Below are 21,799 nucleotides of genomic sequence, written 5' to 3'. Positions count from 1 at the left end.
GGCTCCACAGCACCGCAAATCCACGGCCCCACGAGCCCACGAGCCCACGGCCTCACGTCCTCACAGATCCACGAGCCCACGGTCCCACGGTCTCACAGACCCATGGCCTCATAGACCCACGGCCCCAAGTTTGGCCCCGCCTATAAGCCTAAGCATAAGTCCAAGCCCGACCTTAGAAAACGCTGATTAATAGCGTTTTCTCCAAGCGCGGCTAATAGAAGTCCTCTCATATAGGAGTGAGAGCCTGCCCCGCCCTTCGAAGGTCACCTTAATCAGCGTTTCCCTTATGCATCGGTCTAACTTTGCCTAAGACAAAATAGCAACAGATGCAAAAAGCCACCCGATTGGGTGGCTTTCAAGTTTCGATGGTGTCGGAGGCGGGATTTGAACCCGCACGCCCGGTATGTGGGCACTAGCACCTCAAGCTAGCGTGTCTGCCGTTCCACCACTCCGACGTGGTTCCTTGTTTGGGTTGCCCCTCGCAAGCGACAAGAAAGTATTTTACAGGAACGCCAATTGAATGCAAGAACTATTTTTAGAATTTTTTTCCGCCCAAACAATGCCACAAGCGCGCAGGCCTCAAACCATCAAAACACGCCTGCAATACAATCCACGGGTTCATATCGACTTTCAAAAAGACACGTAAAGATTGGGTTATGTTTCAAAAAGTGTGTCCTTTTTGAAACATAACCCTAAAGATTCGCCTCCGATCCTCCCGCAAGCGCAATTGAGCCCGCTCAGTCAAGCTGACTCAACCCAGCTAAGGCCTGACCCTATAAGCCTAAGCCTCAGTCTCAAAGCCCGCCGGACTCACACATACAAAAAGCCACCCGACTGGGTGGCTTTCAAGTTTCGATGGTGTCGGAGGCGGGATTTGAACCCGCACGCCCGGTATGTGGGCACTAGCACCTCAAGCTAGCGTGTCTGCCGTTCCACCACTCCGACGTGGTTCCTTGCGCATTGCAAGCAGCGAATTGGTATTATACGGAACTCTCTGAATTGAGCAAGACCCAATTTAAAGAAATTTCGAAACCTAGCGAGAAATCGTGCCCTGCGGGTACAGGAGCATAAGCGCGAGCAGCGACAACATGAAAACGATCGCGAAAATAATCGTGATGCGGTCAAGATTCTTTTCGATGATGTTCGTGCCAGTCTGAGTAGAATACAGCGAGCTGGCGATCATGTCAGAAACACCCGTGCCCTTGCCAGAGTGCAGCAAAACGAACACGATAAGGCCAACACCAGAAACAGCCCAGACGATAAGGACCAAAATAAGCAACGGATTCACGTTGACGTTCTCCTTTATAGGGGTCAGAAAATTGCAACCTGAATATTCTAGCCAGCAATACACTATTTCGCAAGATGGTCGTGCAAAAACAGCATAGCCTGCCGATAACCTTCAATACCCTGCCCCATTATGGTCCTGAGCGCAGCCTGACGCACGAAGGAAACCTGGCGGAAATCCTCGCGCTTGGTCACGTCGGAAATATGAACCTCAACATACGGAATGCCGACGGCTTTCAATGCGTCGAGCAAAGCCACCGAAGTATGCGTGTATGCCGCGGGGTTGATCACAATGGCATCGGTCTTGCCGAACGCCTCCTGAATTCGATCGACAAGCGCGCCCTCATGGTTGCTCTGGAAAAGCTCGACTTCATCGCCCAACTCAGCCGCGGTATCACGCACGAGCTGGCAGAGCGCATTGAAATCTTGCTTTCCGTAGATATCGGGCTCGCGAACGCCAAGCATATTGATGTTCGGCCCGTTCATAACAAGAAATCTCATAGTGCTCATCCCCTTTCGGAAACGCTCAACGCGCCAAGGCGCATCGATCAAATTACTTCTGCAACTTTTCGAGCGCACGTCCCACGACGATCATCGGGTCGGCGTCATTGGAAACAACGATGTCGCCCCAGGCGTCATATTTCGGGCCGCGATCACGCGCAAGAGCAGGAATGCCCTTGGTGATAGACATGGGCCGCCCATCGGACACGAGCAGTTCAAGCGGGCGCTTCAGCAGCAGGATGATGCCGTTCTGGTGCAGCAAGTCGTAATTGCGCGCCTTGGTAACGACCCCGCCGCCGCACGCGATAACCAAACCGCTGCGCTTGCACACGTCGCCCGTGACCTGCGTCTCGATAGCGCGAAACGCCTCTTCGCCATCTTCCGCAAAAATATCGGCGATAGATTTTCCGGCCGCTTCGGGAATATGGTCGTCGATATCGACGAATTCGCGCCCAAGCTGTTTGGCGAGCAGCGAGCCAATGGTGCTCTTGCCGCCCGAAGGCATGCCGATAATGACGATATTGCCCTCTTCGAACGTGATTTTCTCAACGATCTCGTTCACGATTTCGTTGCCGATTTGCTTGTGCTGCCACAACTCGCTTGCCGCTTTCGCCTGAGCGACGAGCATGGGCAGGCCGCTTATATGGGGGATGCCGAGCTTTTCAGCCTGAAGCATGAGGCCCGTTCGAGCCGGGTTGTACACCACGTCAATAACGCCGAACAAGCCATCGGCGCGACCCTCGCGCAACTCACCCGTTCGTGCGAACGGCTCAAGGTCAATGGGAGAATCGGGGCAGTTGGGGAACATGCCCACGGGCGTCGTGTTCACGATGAAACGCGCATCGTAGTGCTGCGCGATGTTTTCGTAGTTGTTCTCACCCGTGCGCGAAACCATGACGATTTCCGACGCGCCACGATCGGTAAGCACGGCATGCACCGTTTTCGCCGCACCGCCCGTACCGAGCACGACGACCTTGCGGTCGGTCACGTTCATGTGGCCGACATTAAGCAAATGGGAGAAACCGTAATAGTCGGTGTTGTCGCCAAGCAAGGTGCCGTCTTCGCGACGGACGATAGTGTTCACGTTTCCGATTTTCTTAGCAGCATCGGTGAGCTTGTCGCACAAATCCATCACGGTTTCTTTATACGGCATCGTCACGTTCAACCCCGCGAAATCGCCTTCCCGAATGAAGGCGGCAACATCGTCGGGCTCAACTTCATGCAAACGGTATTCATAGTTGCCCAGCATCGCGTGAATGCGCGGCGAGTAGCTGTGGCCGAGCTTTCGACCAAGCAATCCGTATACGGGTTTCGTTTGAGAGGCAGCCATACGTACTCCTTTATAGAATGCGCCACAACATGGCGCGAATTTCACCATTGGTCGGCGGCGTTACATTTCGCCACGTGCCCGCGCGGGAGCCGAAAGAATCCGCGCGGGCGTCAAAACACGTATCGGCCCAGCGTCGTAAGAAGAATATCGCCAACCATTTATTCCGACACCTCCGCATAGCTGCCAAGATAGGCCAAAGAGTCGCAAAGCGGCTCGATTTGGGCAATTACCTCGTCAAACGCCGCATCGTTCGGCGTGCATTCGATATCGACATAGAACATGAACTCGAATTCGCTGCCAGGAATGGGCCGGCTTTCGAGCTTCACCATATTCACCCCAAGTGCCGCGATGCGGGAAAGCACGCGGAAAAGCGCGCCCGCCTCGTGCGGCGTGATGAGCAGAAGCGAGCTTCGCTCCGGAGCGCCAACGAGTTGCGGCTTTTTCGTCACGCAGATGAACCTCGTGAAATTATCAGCCTCGTCTTGAATGGCATGCTGAAGAACGTTGAGTCCGTAAAGCTCGGCGCAGGCAGTCGAAGAAATCGCCGCAACATCGCGTCGATCGCTGTTCGCCACGGAACTCGCCGCCATCGCCGTGTTACGACAGGCCGTCGAGGTTACTTCGTTGGGCATTTGCGCGATGAAATCGGTGCACTGGCGCAATGCCTGCTCATGGGAAAACACCTCGACGATATCGGATATTCCAACGCCGGGCTTCGCAAGCAAATCGTGGTTGATGCGCAGCGTAATGGCGCGCGCGATGTACAAGCCGCGTTTATACAGAAGGTCATATACGCGATCGACCGTGCCCGCCGTTGAATTCTCGAGCGGCAAAATGCCATATTCGACGCGCCCCTCTTCAACAGCGTCGGCGACGGCATCAAACGTGGGCACGAACGCGATATCGGGATCGTCGAAAAGCTCGCAGCACGCAATGTGCTGATAGGCGCCCTCAACGCCCTGCACCGCCACGCGCGCGCCCGCAGGAAGCTCGGCAATCGCATCAATGGTGGCAGGCACCGCGCCTTCCGAGCCGTCATCAAGCAGCGAGTGCTGATAGGCGCGGCTCATCTCCATCATCATGCTGAACAGAGGCGGAATGAATTTCTTGAACTCGTCGCTTGCAAGCTCGGTCGCTTTGTCGATCTTCGCCGCTTCGCGCTGCTTGTCGAGCACGGGCTTGCCCGTCGCGCGCTTATAAGCCGCCACGTCGGCGGCGATATGCATGCGGCGCTCAAACAACTCGATGATCTGGGCGTCTATCTCGTCGATACGCGCGCGCGAAACCGAGAGGTCGACGACGGGCGTCGTGTTCGTTTCCTGCGAGGTCATTAATCCATCCTCGATTCCAAAAGCAAGTCGTACAGGGCAAGCGCGACCGCGGCCTCAACGACCGGAACCGCGCGCACGACGACGCACGGATCGTGGCGGCCATGCACGGAAAGGTCTTCGTTCGCACCCGCCTGCATATCAATGCTGTGCTGAGCGCGCGAAATAGAAGGCGTCGGCTTGAACGCGCAGCGCACCACCACAGGTTCGCCCGTCGTAATGCCGCCATTCGCGCCGCCAGCGTTGTTCGATTCGAACACGACGCGGCCATCCTCGATGCGCATGCCGTCGTTGCTCTCGCTGCCACGCATATCGGCCACATCGAAGCCGCGACCAAATTCAACGCCCTTCACGGCGGGAATGCCGAACAGAATGCGGGCGACGGCGTTCTCGACCCCGTCGAACATCGGCTCGCCTACGCCGACGGGCATTCCCACGGCAGCGCATTCGACAATGCCGCCAACGCTATCGCCCGCCTCGCGCGCTTCGGCGACGGCGGCAATCATGCGCTCGCCTTGAGTGTCGTTGAGAACAGGGAACGGCTTCGCATGCGCCGCATGAACGTCGGAGGACGAAAGGCCCTGAAGCGCGAACGCATCATCGGCAATGCCCGCAATGCGTGCGATATGCGCACCGACTTCGATTCCCTCATCGCGCAGCAACTGGATTGCAATGCCGCCCGCAATGCACAAAGGGGCGGTGAGGCGACCTGAAAAATGGCCGCCGCCCGAAACGTCTTGCGCACCGTGGAATTTCATATTCGCAACGTAATCGGCGTGGCCCGGTCGCGGCACGCGGCGAAGTTCGTCGTAATCGGAGCTTTTCGTATTCGTGTTTCGAATAAGGGCCGCAAGCGGCGCGCCGCACGTGGCACCGTTGACCAAGCCGCCCAAAAATTCAGGAAGATCGGCCTCTTTGCGGGGCGTCGACCACGGCATGCCGCCTGGCGCTCGACGCGAAAGAAACGCCTGCAGCTCATCGAGGTCGATTTTCTTTCCGGCAGGTATGCCCTCGACCACGCAGCCGATGCCGGCGGAGTGGCTTTGTCCAAAGATGGACACGCTGATATTTTTCCCAATGCGCGAAGCCATGCGCCCCGCCTTTCTATCGTTGGTGCCGTCTGGCACGATGTTTCATTTCGCCCTGTATCACTTGTTCGATTCGCTATGCGCATGCATCATGGACGAATGCGCGGAAATCGTCGAGTTCCAAGGTCTCGATGCGCGACGTGCCGATCTCGGTCGCAACGACGACGTTCATCGTGGAGCCATGGCGCTTCTTGTCGGCAAGAGCCGCCTCGTATATCGCGTTCGCGGGCTCTTCGGTTTCGGCAAGAAGCCCCCACGCGCGCACGGTCGATTCGATTCGAGCGGCATCGGCGCCGGAAAGCCATCCGCGCGCAACGCTCGCCTTCGCCACGAGCACCATGCCACACGCGACGGCGAACCCGTGCGTCACCGTGAAGTTCGACAGCTTCTCAATCGCGTGGCCCAAAGTATGCCCATAGTTGAGCAGTTGTCGGGCGCCCGCTTCCTTTTCGTCGGCAACCACTACGTCACGCTTCAGTTCGACGCAGCGCGCAATCACCTCAGGCAGGCGCATATCGCTCGCAGCGCACGCCTCAAGTTGGACAAACAATTCCTTATCGAAAATCACTCCGTATTTCAAAACCTCGCCGCAGCCGTCAATGAAGAAACGCTCGGGGAGCGTTGCGAGAAGCGACGTGTCGATAAGCACGGCATCGGGCTGGAAGAATGCGCCCACGAGGTTCTTTCCCTCGGGCAGGTCAACCGCCGTTTTGCCGCCGACCGACGAATCGACGCAGGCCAGAAGCGAGGTTGGCACTTGAACGCATCGAATGCCGCGCATGTAGGTGGCAGCCGCGAACCCCGCCAAGTCGCCCACAACGCCGCCGCCCAAAGCGACGACGAGCGACGAACGCGTAAGCCCCGCATGAGCAAAGGCCTGCTGGGCCTGAGCATAGGTCTGAAGCGTTTTCGATTGCTCGCCCGCCTCGAATACGAAACTCGATACGACATAGCCTGCCGCCTCGAGGCTCGCTTTCGCGCGCGAGAGGTAGAGCGGGGCAACGTTGCTGTCGCTCACAATGCAGCAGGCGTCTCCCCCGCTCACGTCGCGACATACCTCGCCAAGCTGATCGAGCGTGAATTCATCGACGAAAACATCGTAGCTGTGCGACGCGGCGTCGACTTTGACCACGCTCATCGCACGCCGCCTTCGCGCGCATCGGAATACCGGCCGTCGGCCTTGCGCTTGGCGATCGACCCTTGTTCAAGCAAATCGTGCAGTTCGGCTTCATCTCCGCGCGAAAGCGCGTCGCGATAGCGCTCGAGCTCGGTTATGACGACGCCAATTTCCTCGGTGAGATTGTCGGCGTTGTCCATGAACAGCTCAGTCCACATATCAGCATTGAGCTCGGCAACGCGAGTAAGGTCCTTATAGCTGCCAGCGGAAAAACCACGATGCTTTTGCGCAGTGGGGCTTTTGATGAACGCGGAGCTTACCACATGGGCAAGCTGCGAAGTGTACGCGATGATCTGATCGTGCTTTGCCGCCGTGGTGATCGAGAACGAGCCGAACGCCGCAGGCGACAAGGCTTCCTCGGCCCACAGAATAATATCGGGGTCATAAATTTCAGGCGGCACGAGCACCATAGGCTGGCCGGCATACAAATCGGCACGCGCGTGACGATAGCCCGAATACTGCAGACCCGCCATAGGATGCCCGCCAATGAACGTAAAGCCACGACGCTCCGCGATAGAGAAGCACACCGGGCATACGCTGCGCTTCACGCTTCCACAGTCAATAACGAGCGTTGAGGGCGAAATGAATTGCTCATACGCACGCACCCACTCGATAATCGCCTGGGGATACACTGCGAGAATCAGCAGATCGCACGAAGGGATGGACGCTTCATCCAACGGAGCCACGACCGTTTCTTCTGCCATGGCGGCGTTCATGGCGCGCTCGTCGATATCGGCAGCAAATACTTCAATACCTGCATCGGCATATGCCTTGGCGAACGAGCCGCCAATAAGGCCCAGGCCGACAATGCCAACTCGTTTAGGGGTTCGATCAGTCTCAGACATGGCGGCCTACCATTCCGCAGTTACGGCAGAACGAATGATGCCCACGCGACGCATCATGTCTTCGAACTGCTCGGGAAGAAGCGCCTGGGCGCCATCGGAGGCGGCATGGGCGGGGTCATGATGCACCTCAACCTCGAGGCCATCGGCCTGAGCGGCGGTCGCGGCGCATGCCACGGGCGTCACGAAGCGGGTATAACCCGTCGCATGGCTCGGGTCGGCGATAATGGGCAAATGGGTAAGCTCGCGAAGCACGGGGATGGCGCTCACGTCGAAGGTGTTGCGCGTGCGAGTCTCGAACGTGCGAATGCCGCGCTCACACAGCATGACTTGGTCGTTTCCTTCGCTCATGATGTATTCGGCGCTCATAAGCAGCTCATCGATCGTGGCCGACATGCCGCGCTTGAGCAGCACGGGCTTGCCATAACGGCCGAGCTCCTTGAGCAGCGAGAAATTCTGCATGTTTCGCGCGCCCACCTGAAGAATGTCGACATCATCGAAAAGATCGAGGTCGCGGGCATCCATGATTTCGGTAATGATAGGCATGTCGAACTCGCGCTTGACCTTCGAGAGGATGTCGAGGCCCTCTTTGCCCAAGCCCTGGAAGGAATAGGGGCTCGTGCGGGGTTTGAACGCGCCACCGCGGAAAATAGCGGCGCCGTGCTTTTTGACCTGCTCGGCAATGATCATACACTGCTCTTCGCTCTCGACCGAGCAAGGACCAGCCATAACGGCGAAATTGCCCTTGCCGCCGATTTTCACACCGCCGACCTCGATGACCGTATCATCGGGATGGAACTTGCGATTCGCCTTCTTGAAGGGCTCGGACACACGACGAACGGCCTCAACCATGCTGTTCGACTCGAGCAAATACGGGTCAATGCGGGTCGTATCGCCAACCAAACCGATAATGGTTTGATTCGCGCCTTCGATAACCGACGTCGAAACGCCTTTACTCTCAATGATTTCGCAGAGTTGCGCCACACCTTCTTTTGGTGTTCCAGGTTTGACAATTGCGATCATGCGCGGAATCCTTCCATAATACAAAGATGCCGAAGCGGACAGCCTCGGCATTAAAGGTGTTGCAAGCGGGTTACAAGACTATAGCACTATCGCGTGATAAAGTGAAAGAGGAATTGCGAATCCACGCGCGGAATTCGACAGCTGGAATTCGACAAGAACCATAAAAGATCGAGCAGCGCAGACGCCCTGGCATGCGACTCTGCGCCTGGGCGTCTGCGCTGAAACTTGTTTTTTATTTAGTTAAGCGCAGCCAAGCGAGCGCATAGCGAACGAAGTGAGCGGTAGCGAACTGTGCCCTTGCGCAGAGTCGCATGCCAGGGCGTCTGCGCTACCGTTCCCCGCCGAATGCACGTTGCGGAGCGTCTGCGTTCATATTTGCATTTCATTTCAAAGTTGAACGCAGCCAAGTGAGCGGTAGCGAGCTGTGCCCGCAACACGCCTCGGCGAGGGGGGGGCGGCAGCGCTCAGGGCGTTACGCCAGCAGGCTACGACCCGTGAATTCCTTCGGCGATTCCATACCCAGGGCGGCCAAAAGCGTCGGCGCGATATCGCACAGCGCGCCTTGCTCGCCATTGAGCTTGAGGTCATCACCAGTGCCATTGGCCAGAGCGAACGGAACGAGCGCCGTCGTGTGCGCCGTATGCGGCGTGCCATCGTCGGCGATCATTTTGTCGGCGTTGCCATGATCGGCAGTAACGAGCGCAAAGCCGCCCTTGGCCTTCACCGCCTCAACAACCTTCGCAACGCCCGCATCGACCGCTTCAATGGCGGCAACTGCGGCGGGAATAACGCCCGTGTGCCCAACCATGTCGGGATTGGCGAAGTTCACGATATACACGTCGGCCTCGTCGTTTTCAATCGCCGCAGCAAGTGTGTCGGCAACAGCGGGTTCGCTCATCTCGGGCTGCAGATCGTAGGTCGCAACCTTCGGGCTCGCGATAATCGTGCGCTGCTCCCCCGTCTTTTCGGCCTCAATGCCGCCATTCAAGAAGAACGTGACATGCGCGTACTTCTCAGTTTCGGCAATGTGGTACTGGCGCAAGCCAGCGGCAGAAAGCACATCGGCGAGCACGTTTTCGGGGAATGTTTTCGGGAATGCAATGGGAGCGTCAATCGAGGGATCGTATTCCGCCATGCACACGAAGCTCACCTTGGGTGCGCTCGCACGCACAAAGCCGCCGAAATCGGCATCGACAATCGCGCGCGTGATTTCGCGGGCGCGGTCGGGGCGGAAGTTAAAGAACACGACCGCATCGCCATCGAGGACGCCACGAGCATCGAGCGCGCCTGGCACCACGAACTCATCGGTCACATCGTTGTCGTAGGAAGCCTGCATGAATGCATCGGCCGAAAGGCTGCTGCACGGCTCGGCGCACACAACCGCATCGTAGGCCTTCTGCACGCGCTCCCAACGCTTGTCACGGTCCATCGCGTAATAGCGCCCCGAAATCGAAGCGATTTTCGCCACACTCGCAAGGCCCTTTTCGGCGATGAACTGCTCGAGCTCCTCAATATATCCCTTGCCACTCGCAGGCGGCACATCGCGGCCATCCATGAAGCAGTGAATGCGAATGTCGCTCACGCCGTAAGCCGCCGCATGCTCAATCAGCGCATACAAATGCTCGTTAGAAGAATGCACGCCGCCATCGGAAAGCAAGCCCATTAGGTGTAGCGCAGCACCGGGGGCCTTCGCCGCATCAAGCGCCGCATTGATCACAGCGTTTTCGCGAATAGAGCCTTCACGGCATGCCATATTGATTCGAGAAAGCTCCTGATGCACCACGCGACCAGCGCCAATATTCAAATGGCCTACTTCGGAATTTCCCATCTGGCCAGCAGGAAGTCCCACGGCCTCGCCCGATGCTTCGAGCTTGCACATGGGGGCTTCGCTGAAAAGCGTATCCAAATACGGAGTGTTCGCGAGGGAAATCGCATTGCCCGGACCAGGCTCCGCCAAACCGAAGCCGTCCATAATCACAAGCAGGGCTGGCGTACGCAGCGTTTGCATAGTTCCTCTTTCCCGCGCAAAAGCGCGCATCACATTGCGGCCAACGGGCCGCGACTGCCTTATCCCCCTTGCAAAAATCCCGGCAACCGCGAAGGCACCGGGATTTCTGCTCGTTTTTCAAAGAGTGGTATCGAATTATTCGGCGTAGCCAGAGGCGATTTCGACGAGTTCGCAGAAATCTTCAACTTTAAGCGAGGCTCCACCAATAAGGCCGCCATCGATATTCGGGCATGCCATGAAACCGTCGGCGTTTTCAGGCTTCATAGAGCCACCGTAGAGCACGCGCATCTTCTGGGCAGCCTGCTCGCCAACCAAGTCGGCAACCGTCGCGCGAATCGCCGAAGCGATTTCTTCGGCTTGTTCGGGGGTAGCGGTGCGGCCCGTGCCAATAGCCCAAATGGGTTCATAAGCAATCGTGCAATACTCAGCTTCGTGAGCGTCAAGGCCGGCAAGCGCAGCGCGCACCTGGTCACACACAAATCGAACGGCATCGCCCGCATCGCGCACAGCAAGGCTCTCGCCGACGCATACGATGGCGTTAAAGTTCGATTCGGCAAGCGCACGAACCTTCTTGTTCACCATGGAATCGGTTTCGCCGAAATAGTCGCGACGCTCCGAATGGCCCACGATGCACCAAGCGGCGCCAACATCCTTCAACATGGGAATGCTCGTCTCGCCCGTGAAAGCGCCCGAAGGCTCCCAATGACAGTTCTGAGCACCCACGTCAATGTTCGACTTGTCGAAATCGAGCACCGTGAACACCGAACGCAGATCAATCGTCGGCGGGCACAGCACCACGTCGACCTTGTTCCATTTGCGAGAATAGCGATTGGAAATGCCCTGGGAAAGCACCACGCTCTCCGCAGGCGTCTTATTCATTTTCCAGTTGCCAGCAATCAAAGGTTTGCGAGACATAGGATTCCTTTCAATGGACTTCACCTGCGCTTTGGTTGGGAATGGGTTCTACGCGACACGATACCTGAGCTCGCACGAAAGCCACATAAGGTGGCTTTCGGCTCGTGCGGACGGTCGCTATGAACCCATTCCCAACCAAAGCGCGCCACGCCACTTCGGAGAAAGGCGAGCATGCGGCGAACCGAAGCGTCCCCATGGAGCGACCGTCCGCACGAGCCGAACAGCCCAGTGGGCTGTTCGCGCGAGCTCAGGTATCGCGTCGCGGAATGGGAACGCTTCGGTTCGCAAAGCGAGGCTATCGTAACGCTTCGACGCCGGGAAGGGGCTTGCCTTCAACGAGCTCCATGGATGCGCCACCGCCCGTGGAAATAAACGTCATCTCGCTGGCGAGGCCGAACTTGTTCACAGCAGCCACGGAATCGCCGCCGCCGATGATGGTCGCGGCTTCCTTGTTCGCGGCAACCGCTTCAGCCACGGCCTTCGTGCCATGCTCGAACGCCTTCATCTCGAACACGCCCATAGGGCCGTTCCAGAACACCGTTTTGCCTTCAGCGATAGCGGCGGCATAGGCGGCCTCGGTTTCGGGGCCAATGTCGAGACCCATCATGTCAGAAGGCATCGCGTCGGCGGCGCAGGTCGCAGTATTCGCGTCTTCGGCGAATTTATCAGCAACAACCACATCGGTCGGAAGCAGCATCTTCACGCCACGCTCTTCAGCCTTCTTGAACATCTCGCCCGCGCGCTCGACCCAATCCTCTTCTTTAAGAGACGTGCCGACCTCGTAACCCTGAGCAAGCAGGAAGGTGAAGCACATGCCGCCACCAATGATGATGGTATCGGCCTTGTCGATAAGAGCGTCGATAACGCCGACCTTGTCGGAGACCTTCGAGCCGCCCAGAATGGCAACGAACGGGCGTTTGGGGTCGTCGAGCATACCGCCCAGAGTTTTCACTTCGCCAGCCAGCAGGAAGCCCGCATATGCGGGAAGCAATGCGGCAACGCCAGCCGTGGATGCATGAGCGCGGTGCGCGGTGCCGAACGCGTCGTTCACATATACATCACCCAGCTCAGCAAGCATCTTGCAGAACTCGGGGTCATTTTTCTTCTCACGCTTGTCGAAACGGAGGTTTTCGAGCACAACGATTTCGCCGTCGGAAAGCGCCGCGATCTTCGCCTTAGCATCATCGCCCACGGTATCGGCGGCGAAGGCGACAGGGGCATCGATGAGCTCGCCCAAACGCGCAGCAGCAGGCGCAAGCGTGAACTTATCCTCAAAGCCCTCGCCCGACGGACGACCCAAGTGGCTCATGAGCACGACCTTCGCGCCGCCCTTCACGAGATATTCGATGGTCGGCAGCGCCGCACGAATGCGCGTGTCGTCGGTCACGACGCCGTCTTTGATGGGCACGTTGAAATCGACGCGCACTAGCACGCGCTTGCCCGCGACGTCAACGCCTTCGATAGTCTTGATATCGGCCATAAGGAAACTCCTCATCAGTCAATTTCGATACAGGGAACCTGTTAAATGCTCTGAACTTTTGACAGGTCAAAGGTAGGGATAGGTTTTCTGGCTGGCGGAAAGCGCTCCTGAAGGCCTCTGAGCTTCAAACATGTTCTTCATCCAGATACGAAAGCAAAGGAGCGAGGCGCATAGCGAGCAAAGCGAGCGGTAGCCGAGCGCGCCTTAAGGAGCGCCTTCCGCCAGCCAGAAAACCAGGTAAGTCACACAAACAAAAAAGGCCGGAAACAAGTCCGGCCTTTTCCCAATAGCCTAAAGAAGAATTTTGGCCAGGTCTTTCACGCGGTTGGAGTAACCCCACTCGTTGTCGTACCAGGAAACAATCTTGACCAGGTCGGAATCGTCGCCCATGACCATGGTGAGGCCCGAATCGAAGATGGAAGAATGATCGTCGCCCACGATGTCGACCGAAACGATGGGGTCTTCGGTGTAGGCGAGAATGCCCTTGAGCGGGCCTTCGGCGGCAGCCTTCATGGCGGCGTTGATTTCTTCCTTGGTCACCTTGCGCGAAAGCTGCACGGTGAGGTCAACCATAGATCCATCGGGGGTGGGAACGCGGGTCGCAAAGCCATCGAGCTTGCCCTTGAGCTCAGGAAGAACCAAAGCAACGGCACGAGCGGCACCCGTGGTGGTCGGAATCATGGACAGCTGGGCAGCACGGGCACGACGAAGGTCCTTGTGCGGAAGGTCGAGGATCTTCTGGTCGTTGGTGTAGCTATGAATGGTGTTCATGTAGCCGCGCTCAATGCCGAAGTTCTCAAGCAGCACCTTAGCAACAGGAGCCAGGCAGTTCGTGGTGCACGAAGCGTTCGAAATAATGTTGTGTGCTTCCTTGTCGTAATCGCCGTCGTTCACGCCCATGACGATGGTGATGTCTTCGCCCTTGGCCGGGCAGGTGATGACGACCTTCTCGGCGCCAGCGTTGATATGCTTGGAAGCAAGTTCGCCCGTCTTGAAAATACCGGTGGATTCAATAACGACGTCGACGCCGAGCTCGCCCCAGGGCAGGTTCTCGGGATCACGCTCGCAGAGCACCTTGGTGGCATGGCCGTCGGCCACAAAGCCGTCTTCGGTAACCTCGACCGTGTCGAATGCGCGGCCGTGGACGGAATCATATTTCAGCAGATGGGCCATCGTGGGAATGTCGCCCAGGTCGTTAACCGCAACGACGTCGAGCTCGGGATCGTTCGCCATCGCGCGGTAAACGAGACGACCGATACGGCCAAAGCCGTTGATGCCAACCTTGATTGCCATGTGCAAACCCCTTTCTTAGGTGCATTACTGCATCGAATTATAGGTGAGAGCGATGAAAGGACAACAAAAAGCGGCTCAAAAGCACGGCGAGCGGCCCAAAAGCACCGCTCGCGGACATGAGAATGACACGCTCGCCTCAAAGTCAGCGAAAACGGCCCTGGCGAGTGCAGTTCAAGTGAAGCCAAGGCGACGCGTACTTCGGTACGCGAGCCGAAGGCTGAACCCGAAATGCGCCGCCAGGGCCGTTTGCAGCGTCGAGCGGTTGCGTCGTTCGTCAGAACGACGCAACTATTTCAAATCCATGTTCTGCATCATTTCTTGCAGCTGCTTCATATCGGACATCTTCATGCCACCCATGCCGGGCAAACCGGACATGCCGAAACGTGGCTTTTTGCCCTTCTTGCCTTTCTTGCCCTTCTTCATGGGACGACCCGCATTCGCGGCTGCGGGCATCATCTTCTTCATCATTTTACGCGTTTCGTTGAACTGCTTCATGACCTGGTTCACTTCCTGAACCGAAGTGCCGGAACCGGCCGCAATGCGCTGACGGCGGCTGCCGTTGAGCAGCTCGGGCTTTTCGCGCTCGGCTTTCGTCATAGAGAAGATGATGGTCTCCATGCGGTCGAGCGCACCCGTATCGACCTGGCCCTGCGCCATGGCCTTATCGCCGCCCGGCAGCGCGCTGATGAGCTTCGAAATGCCGCCCATCTTGGAAACCTGCTTCTTGATTTCGAGGAAGTCGTTTAGGTTGATATCGGCCTTCTGGACGCGCTCAGCGGTTTCGGCTTCAATTTCTTCGGCCTGGATTTTCGAGGCGTGCTCAATAAGCGAAACCACGTCGCCCATGCCCAAAATGCGCTTGGCCATGCGGTCGGGATGGAACGGCTCGAGCGAATCGGGCTTTTCGCCTGCGCTGATGAATTTGATCGGCTTGCCGGTGACCTGCTTGAGCGACAGCGCACCGCCGCCACGGGCGTCGCCGTCCATCTTCGACATGATCACGCCGTCGAAATCGACTTTCTCAGCGAAGGCCTGAGCCACGTTCACGGCGTCTTGGCCAGTCATGGCATCGACGACCATGAGAATCTGATCGGGCTTCACGGCAGCCTTGATATTGGCGGCCTCTTCCATCATCTCTTCGTCGACGTGCAAACGACCCGCCGTGTCGACGATGACCACATCGCGCAAGTTATCGATAGCGAAGCGAACGCCCTCGCTCGCGATTTTCACTGGATCTTGGCCGTAGCCGCGATAGACCTTCACACCCATCTCGTCGCCGAGCGTTTGCAGCTGATCGGCCGCAGCCGGACGATAGACGTCGCAGGCGACGAGCAAGGGGCTGTGGCCTTTGCCCTTCAACAAATGCGCAAGCTTGGCGGCAGCGGTGGTTTTACCCGAGCCTTGCAAACCCACGAGCATAATCACGTTGGGAATGCGGCTCGAGAGCACGAGCCCCGAATCGGTTTGGCCGAGCAGCGCCGTGAGCTCGTCGAGCACGATTTTCACGACGTTTTGCGCCGGCGTGAGCGAATCGAGCACCTCGGCGGTCAGACAGCGCTCCTTCGCATTCGCGATGAAGCTCTTGACGACCTTGAAGTTCACGTCGGCCTCGAGCAACGCCATGCGAATTTCGCGCATGGCTGCATTAATATCGTCTTCGGTAAGGCGGCCCTTCGACTTCAGACCGCTGAAAATGCCTTGCAGGCGATCGGAGAGGTTCTCAAACATACATGGCTCCTTGCTATCGCGCTTCGCGTTCGTCGAATTCGCCCACGAGCGCTCGCGCGAAATCGTGCGCGTCGAAATCTTTCAAATCGCCCAGGCCCTCGCCCACGCCGATTTTATAAATGGGCAGGCCGAGCTCGTGGCTCACGGCCAACGCGATGCCGCCCTTCGCGGTGCCATCGAGCTTGGTCACGATCACGCCATCCAAATCGAGCGCTTTATCGAACACGCGCGCCTGCGACAGGCCATTCTGGCCGGTAGTCGCATCGATCACGAGCACGGTGTACACGGGCGCCTTCGAACGCTTGCGCACCACGTTCACGACCTTCTGCAGCTCGCGCATGAGGTCGTCAGACGTATGTAGGCGTCCCGCCGTGTCGATGAGCACCAAATCGGAGCCATCGGCTTCGGCGCGTTCGATGGTGTCGTAGCACACGCTTGCCGGGTCGCTTCCGCGCTCGCGCTCCACAATGGGAACGTTCGCGCGACGAGACCATTCCTCGAGCTGCTCGATAGCGGCAGCGCGGAATGTGTCAGCGGAACCCAGAATAACTTTGCGACCGGCGTCGGCGCCTTCCTTGGCGAGCTTGCCGACCGTAGTGGTTTTGCCAGCGCCGTTGATGCCGACGAACAGAACGCATGCGGGATCGCCGCCAAACGGATCGGCCTCAGCGGTGGCAAACGTACTTGCGAGTTCATCATTCAGGCGATCGAGCACGGCATATGCATCGGGCAGCGCCTTGCGCGTAGCCTCGTCGCGCAAGTTTTCGACGACCTGCGACGCGGCCGAGCCGCCCATATCGGCCAGAATGAGCGTTTCTTCCAAATCGTCCCAAAAATCGTCGTCCAAATTAGGACCACGATCGAGCAGGACGTTCATTTGCTCGGTGAATTTTTGGCGCGAGCGCGAAAGGCCCTCGCTGATTCGATCAAAGAATCCCATGAAAATACCCTTTCATGCGAATGGAAAAGTCAACCTTGTTAGCCTACCACAGCAAAAAGCCCGCCAACGCGCGCGCTGGCGGGCTTTATCGAATCATCTTTTCGAATGAAAGGCAAAGAGGCCGGCGGCGTATGGGAGGGGAATCGCCGCCGGCAGGAAAGATCGCCGGGGGAGGACGCGACCAAAGAAGAAGGCTAGATTCCGTCCACGCAGTTTCGTGCGGCCACGTAGCTCAGCGTAGTGGAATGCCCTGAAAGGCTCATTGGCACCTGCGGAGCATAAATGTTTCCGTAGAAGCATCCTGCCGGATTGCCGCCCGCATACAAGCCGGGAATCGGTTCGCGCGAAACGTCAAGCACATGCAGCTGCTTGTCAATTTCCAAACCGCCAACGGTCGTCATCCACGAGGAGCCCATCTCGGCGGCGTAATACGGCGGCGTATCAATCGTAGTAAGCCAGGTAGCAGGCTTATAGAAATCGGTATCTTCGCCGGCTTTGCACATTTCGTTGTAATGCGCGAGCGTTTCTTTGAACTGCTCCCCGTCGAATGCTCCGTTGTCCCAATTAGCGTCGTTCATCTTCTCGATAAGCTCGTCGATCGTGTCGGCCTTGATAAGCAGGCCCGCCTCGATCATCTTTTCAGAATGCTCTTTCGTGTCGATGCCATCAACGAGGCGGTCGAAATAATGCGGCACGACCTTGTTCTCGGAATCGCCATCCCACAGAGCCCAGAGCAAACCATTAGGCTGCTTATCGATGGTCGGACCCGACATGAAATAGCCGATTTCCTCATTCATAAAGCGTTCACCACGTTGGTTAACGTAGAGGACAGGAGCCAACGCGTTTGACGGAAGCGCCCATTCCTTCCACGGCGTGATGAATGCCGTGGATTCCGTCTCCATCATCATGGCGTCACTTCGCATGACGGCCGCGGGTGCCACCGTGCCCATCATATGAGACACGTATTGGCCCGGATCTTCCATCTTCGCGCCGACCCAAACGCCCATCTTGTGGCCGTCGCCCGTCATCCATTTTTGCCAGGTGCGGCACGTACGAAGACCGATGGGGTAATAGTAATCAACCATCTCGTCGTCCCAGTCGAATCCGCCCGTTGCGAGGATGACGCCCTTGCTCGCCTTGATTCGGATGTATTTGCCCGACTGAGAGCAGATGGCACCCGTTACGCGCTTCGAGGAATCGCTCTCCCAGCCTTCTTCGCGTTCAAGCTGCTCTGCGGTGGTATTGAAGATGAATTCCGCGCCTTGCTCGGCCGCATGCTCGTAAATCGGAGTCAGCCAGTCGGCATCCGAGAAATCGGGGCGACCCCAAAGGCAGACACCCGGCTCGTCGTTTTCGCCCACTTGGTGCTGCAGCGCATACATATTCCAGTACGAGTCACTGAAGACGCCGCCAGTCTTCTTCATATCCTCTTGAGATTCCTCGACCGTATTGAAGTGCTTATAGTAACCGTAGTAGCCACCGACGCGCACAGGGATGCCGCTTGCCTCGATGATGTCGGTCAGGTAATCGCCCGCCTCGCCCGATTCATCGAGCCACAGGCGAACAATATCCTGCTTCGAAGTGGCATTTGCACCGCCGAAAACGTCTTTTACAATGGTCGCCTTTTCCTCTTCCGTACACAGCACACCGAGCTCCTTGAGCTTTTTCGTGCCGAACCACGACATGCCGGTGGGACGGGTAACGCAGGGCGTCGCGCCTTTTTCGACGCAAATAACCTTCGCGCCCTTTTCCGCGGCGATAGAAGCCGCGGGCACACCCGATATGCCGCCGCCAATTACCAGCACATCGCATTCGAGCGTCTCGGTGATTTTGTCTTCCGGAATCGCTTCGGGCTTGGCCATGCTTGCCGGCAGCGTTTGCCCGTTGAACTCGATCGTTTTCGATACCGAAGCCGTACCGCTCGCCGAATCCGCATCTTTCTCGGTCGAACCCGATGGCGAACAGCCGGCAAACCCACCCATCACAGCCGCGCCAAAGGCCGTAGCCCCGGCGCCTTTCAGAAATGACCTTCTCGTTACTTCCTCACTCATCGCATTCCCCTTCCTCGGAGATGAACGAATGCCCCTTTTGGGACTAACTTCACTGTAGCCAAAGCGAAACGCCGCTATCGAAACGTCCTCCAATGGCCCATTCGAAAATTCAATGGAGAAGCAAAAGCGCCAAAATTCAGCAGCGCCCGTGATGGGAACGTGGGAAAATGACGGCATAGGCGGTCAAGGGAGGCGCTAATGGAATTCAGGGATATAGAATGCTTCCTCGCCGCGGCGAGGCTGGGCAGCTTTTCCGCGGCGGGGCGATATCTTTATATGTCGCAACCCACAGTAAGCCAACGCATTTCGGCGCTTGAAGAGGCGCTGGGCTTCGAACTGTTTACGCGCAGCGGCTCGCATATCGAGCTCTCACCGGCAGGCTCGTATTTATTCCCGCGCATGGAAGGCCTGAAAGAGACCTTCGAAAGCTATACGGCCACGGCACGCGACCTTGCCCTTAACGGCGAAGGCGCGATTACCCTCGGTTATGACGGCCCCCTCGCCGAGCCTTGGATAGAGCGAGCGTTGCAGCCCATCATGAAAGACCCACGCTTCGCCGCAGGAATCAAGCTGCGCCGCGACACACTTTCTTCGTTGACGGAATGCCTCGTGGACAATCTGATAGACGCAGCCGTAACGGTCGATGTGGAAATCGAGACACTTGAAGGGATATCGTTCATTCCCATAGCGAAAAGTACACCATGCGTTTACGTTTCCATGGAAAACTCGCTTGCGGCAAAATGCGAGGTGCATATTGAAGAGCTTTTAAAAGAGCATGTCATAGGCTCGTATCAATATCCTGTACATGGCTCGCTTTCCAGAATGGGCACATGCCTGCATAAATTAGGCCTGCCGCAGGAAGGGCTCGCCGCATATTCCGATGGCGAAAGTGCCATGCTTGCAGCGAGCCTCAACCAAGGCATCTTCATCGCGAGCCGCCTATGCGAGAAGTTCTCCCAACACTACAACGTCGCATGCGTCGATGTAGTGGCCGACCTGCCGGATATTCATCTCGGTCTCGCCTACACAGGCAACGCCGAGATGGCGACGTTGCTCGCGCACGCAATGAAAGCTGCGCTCACCGCAATATAGGAGAGCGGCATCCGATTCCGCCACCACAGCAAAAAGCCCGCCAACCTGTGCAGTTGGCGGGCTTTATCGAATCCCTAATTCATCGCGAGGGGCATGCCTCGTCTGCCGCAATAAGCGAGCAGAATCGCCCGAAGCACTCAGACATTTCTTCGGGCGATTCCTTGCATCCCTCATGCAGCCAAATCATGCATGCGTTAAACGTGGCACCCGTTGCGAAATACAGCGAGAAGCGGTCGATCGACCCTTGCGGCATGTCTCCGGCATACTCGACATTTGCCTCGTTCGAACATTCGAGCAGAACCGACGAATAGCCGAAACGTTCGAGCAGCAATATGAGTTCACGATGCTACCTCATTAATTCGAAGAATTTCGTTCCATACTCACGGCTCCAGAAATCGCACGACGAGTTTATGAGCTTGTTCATATCGGCGCGCAGCACCGAGCCAATGTAGCAGCGCACGATATCGCGCCTGCATGAGAAATTCCGGTAGTAGGCCATGCGCGACACGCGTGCCAGCGACGCAATTTGAGAAATCGCGATTTCGTCAGGGTCATCCCCCTCGATTTGCTTGGGCAACGTGAAATATGCGCTGGCGATTTGGGTTTTTCACTCAGATATTTTCCTCTAAGCGCTTATCCATGGGGCGCCTCAAAAAAGTCAAGAGCCAATGCGTTGCATATGTCCCAAATTCGAAACGTTACGAAAACGGTGTAGGCGAAACGTTACACGAGTCCAATGCATCTTTACCGCAAAGAATAGTGGTCTCATCACGTGATGCAACGAACTTTCTCGCAGCATTCGACAAGGCGCACCCGGGACGCGCCTGAAGCAACGTAGGGAAATACCACACGCAACACAAGGAGAACGCGATGAGCTATTTCATGACATGACAGACGAGCAATCGCTCCTTAGGGATTCCGTTGAGCAATTCTGCACTGCTCCCGACACCATCGCAGCCATCCAGGCCGATACTATGCAGGGCGGCTTCCCCCGCCGCAGTTGGGACAAATTGGCCGAAGCGGGCTTCATTGGAATGTCGATTCCTGAAGGATACGGAGGCCAGGGCTAAGATACGGTAAGCGAGCTTATCGTAAACGAGGTCTTGGGATTAGCGGCGGCCATGAATACGAAGTATGCGACCACGGCGCCGCTGTGCAATATGTTGCTCGGGCTTTTGATTATCGCGCAGGTGCCCATCATGCTTGGCTTCATTGGAGGAGACGCGGACATCGGCGTGCTTCCCTGGGTGCTTGCGGCATACCCAGCGATCATAATCGCCGTAATCTTCATGATTCTCGACGGGCAATTGCTTAATGCGACCGTCAACGGCGTTTTGAGCATTGTGCTTATGGGCCAGAATTTTGTGAAGGGCATCGTCTATCTCGCGTTCGCAGCTCAGGGCGCCCTCATCGACCCCGAACTTGTCGCGGCAATGGCTCTTATAGATGGCGCGGCATATCTCGTGGGCGGAATCATCCTCGTCGCCGTCGGCGCGCTGAACTTCTCGCAAAGCAAGCTAGCCGGTATATGCATCTGGTGTGCGGCTGCAGGGTTCATCTGCCTGTTCGGGGCCTCGTACCTCGGAGTTGCGGTATTTGGCTTGGTGGGAGGCATAGGGCTTCTCATCCTTGCGATATTCCTCGTATATGCAGGCATATCGGAGCTTATTGGCCGGACGAAGACGCAGGCTGCGTAAATCGAGAACCCTTGTGTTCTCG

Annotated in this window: 19 protein-coding genes and 2 tRNA genes; 3 read left to right on the top strand and 18 right to left on the bottom strand. The window is 57.2% G+C overall.

Features of this window, described 5'->3' with window-relative positions:
- Positions 1 to 366: 366 nt before the first annotated feature.
- From Q0D41_RS01165 to Q0D41_RS01085, 17 genes are all read right to left on the bottom strand, one after another.
- Positions 367 to 455: transfer RNA gene (locus tag Q0D41_RS01165), tRNA-Leu, on the bottom strand.
- A gap of 401 nt (positions 456 to 856) precedes the next feature.
- Positions 857 to 945, bottom strand: a tRNA-Leu gene (locus tag Q0D41_RS01160).
- Between the two features lie 88 nt (positions 946 to 1,033).
- A complete protein-coding gene (secG, locus tag Q0D41_RS01155) occupies positions 1,034 to 1,288 on the bottom strand; it encodes a preprotein translocase subunit SecG (RefSeq protein WP_123219060.1) in 255 nt (84 codons plus the stop codon).
- A gap of 62 nt (positions 1,289 to 1,350) precedes the next feature.
- Positions 1,351 to 1,785, bottom strand: a complete 435-nt coding sequence (gene aroQ, locus Q0D41_RS01150; protein WP_294373931.1) for a type II 3-dehydroquinate dehydratase — start codon at positions 1,783 to 1,785, stop codon at positions 1,351 to 1,353.
- A 52-nt stretch (positions 1,786 to 1,837) separates the two neighbouring features.
- Positions 1,838 to 3,115, bottom strand: a complete 1,278-nt coding sequence (locus Q0D41_RS01145) for a shikimate kinase (protein ID WP_294373929.1) — start codon at positions 3,113 to 3,115, stop codon at positions 1,838 to 1,840.
- A gap of 158 nt (positions 3,116 to 3,273) precedes the next feature.
- Positions 3,274 to 4,446 carry a chorismate mutase gene (locus tag Q0D41_RS01140; protein ID WP_294373927.1) on the bottom strand — a complete coding sequence of 391 codons (1,173 nt, stop codon included), beginning with the start codon at positions 4,444 to 4,446 and terminating at the stop codon, positions 3,274 to 3,276.
- Positions 4,446 to 5,534, bottom strand: a complete 1,089-nt coding sequence (aroC, locus tag Q0D41_RS01135) for a chorismate synthase (RefSeq protein WP_294373924.1) — start codon at positions 5,532 to 5,534, stop codon at positions 4,446 to 4,448. Before aroC ends, Q0D41_RS01140 begins: the two co-directional genes overlap by 1 nt.
- Before the next feature lie 73 nt (positions 5,535 to 5,607).
- Entirely contained in the window at positions 5,608 to 6,669 is a 1,062-nt protein-coding gene (gene aroB, locus Q0D41_RS01130; RefSeq protein ID WP_294373921.1) for a 3-dehydroquinate synthase, read from the bottom strand.
- A complete protein-coding gene (locus Q0D41_RS01125) occupies positions 6,666 to 7,553 on the bottom strand; it encodes a prephenate dehydrogenase (protein WP_294373918.1) in 888 nt (295 codons plus the stop codon). The genes aroB and Q0D41_RS01125 overlap by 4 nt, the downstream gene beginning before the upstream one ends.
- A gap of 6 nt (positions 7,554 to 7,559) precedes the next feature.
- On the bottom strand, positions 7,560 to 8,573 hold the full coding sequence (gene aroF, locus Q0D41_RS01120) for a 3-deoxy-7-phosphoheptulonate synthase (RefSeq protein WP_114615090.1): 1,014 nt from the start codon (positions 8,571 to 8,573) through the stop codon (positions 7,560 to 7,562).
- A 472-nt stretch (positions 8,574 to 9,045) separates the two neighbouring features.
- A complete protein-coding gene (gene gpmI, locus Q0D41_RS01115; RefSeq protein WP_294373913.1) occupies positions 9,046 to 10,581 on the bottom strand; it encodes a 2,3-bisphosphoglycerate-independent phosphoglycerate mutase in 1,536 nt (511 codons plus the stop codon).
- Between the two features lie 135 nt (positions 10,582 to 10,716).
- Positions 10,717 to 11,496, bottom strand: coding sequence for a triose-phosphate isomerase (gene tpiA, locus Q0D41_RS01110; protein WP_294373911.1), 780 nt, complete (start codon positions 11,494 to 11,496; stop codon positions 10,717 to 10,719).
- A 295-nt stretch (positions 11,497 to 11,791) separates the two neighbouring features.
- A complete protein-coding gene (gene pgk, locus Q0D41_RS01105; protein ID WP_294373908.1) occupies positions 11,792 to 12,976 on the bottom strand; it encodes a phosphoglycerate kinase in 1,185 nt (394 codons plus the stop codon).
- Positions 12,977 to 13,267: 291 nt separating this feature from the next.
- Positions 13,268 to 14,269, bottom strand: a complete 1,002-nt coding sequence (gene gap, locus Q0D41_RS01100; RefSeq protein WP_294373906.1) for a type I glyceraldehyde-3-phosphate dehydrogenase — start codon at positions 14,267 to 14,269, stop codon at positions 13,268 to 13,270.
- A 288-nt stretch (positions 14,270 to 14,557) separates the two neighbouring features.
- Positions 14,558 to 15,997 carry a signal recognition particle protein gene (gene ffh / locus Q0D41_RS01095; RefSeq protein WP_294373901.1) on the bottom strand — a complete coding sequence of 480 codons (1,440 nt, stop codon included), beginning with the start codon at positions 15,995 to 15,997 and terminating at the stop codon, positions 14,558 to 14,560.
- 13 nt (positions 15,998 to 16,010) lie between these two features.
- Entirely contained in the window at positions 16,011 to 16,937 is a 927-nt protein-coding gene (gene ftsY, locus Q0D41_RS01090) for a signal recognition particle-docking protein FtsY (protein ID WP_294373898.1), read from the bottom strand.
- 194 nt (positions 16,938 to 17,131) lie between these two features.
- On the bottom strand, positions 17,132 to 18,988 hold the full coding sequence (locus tag Q0D41_RS01085; RefSeq protein ID WP_294373895.1) for an FAD-dependent oxidoreductase: 1,857 nt from the start codon (positions 18,986 to 18,988) through the stop codon (positions 17,132 to 17,134).
- A gap of 198 nt (positions 18,989 to 19,186) precedes the next feature.
- Here Q0D41_RS01085 and Q0D41_RS01080 point away from each other — a divergent pair, with 198 nt between their 5' ends.
- Positions 19,187 to 20,080 (top strand): LysR family transcriptional regulator, encoded by an 894-nt coding sequence (locus Q0D41_RS01080; protein WP_294373892.1) that lies wholly within the window; start codon positions 19,187 to 19,189, stop codon positions 20,078 to 20,080.
- Between the two features lie 79 nt (positions 20,081 to 20,159).
- On the opposite strand, the gene Q0D41_RS01075 is transcribed toward Q0D41_RS01080, so the two are convergent.
- On the bottom strand, positions 20,160 to 20,411 hold the full coding sequence (locus tag Q0D41_RS01075; RefSeq protein WP_294373889.1) for a hypothetical protein: 252 nt from the start codon (positions 20,409 to 20,411) through the stop codon (positions 20,160 to 20,162).
- Positions 20,412 to 20,967: 556 nt separating this feature from the next.
- On the opposite strand from Q0D41_RS01075, the gene Q0D41_RS01070 reads away from it, so the two are divergent.
- Complete coding sequence (locus Q0D41_RS01070) at positions 20,968 to 21,150, top strand: acyl-CoA dehydrogenase family protein (RefSeq protein ID WP_294373886.1); 183 nt, start codon at positions 20,968 to 20,970, stop codon at positions 21,148 to 21,150.
- Between the two features lie 51 nt (positions 21,151 to 21,201).
- On the top strand, positions 21,202 to 21,777 hold the full coding sequence (locus tag Q0D41_RS01065; RefSeq protein WP_294373885.1) for a hypothetical protein: 576 nt from the start codon (positions 21,202 to 21,204) through the stop codon (positions 21,775 to 21,777).
- Positions 21,778 to 21,799 lie beyond the last annotated feature (22 nt).

The organism is uncultured Slackia sp. (genome assembly GCF_934630525.1).
GTDB lineage: Bacteria > Actinomycetota > Coriobacteriia > Coriobacteriales > Eggerthellaceae > Slackia.
The sequence above is the reverse complement of the archived record's forward strand: the minus strand, read 5'-3'. Positions and strand labels throughout refer to the sequence as shown.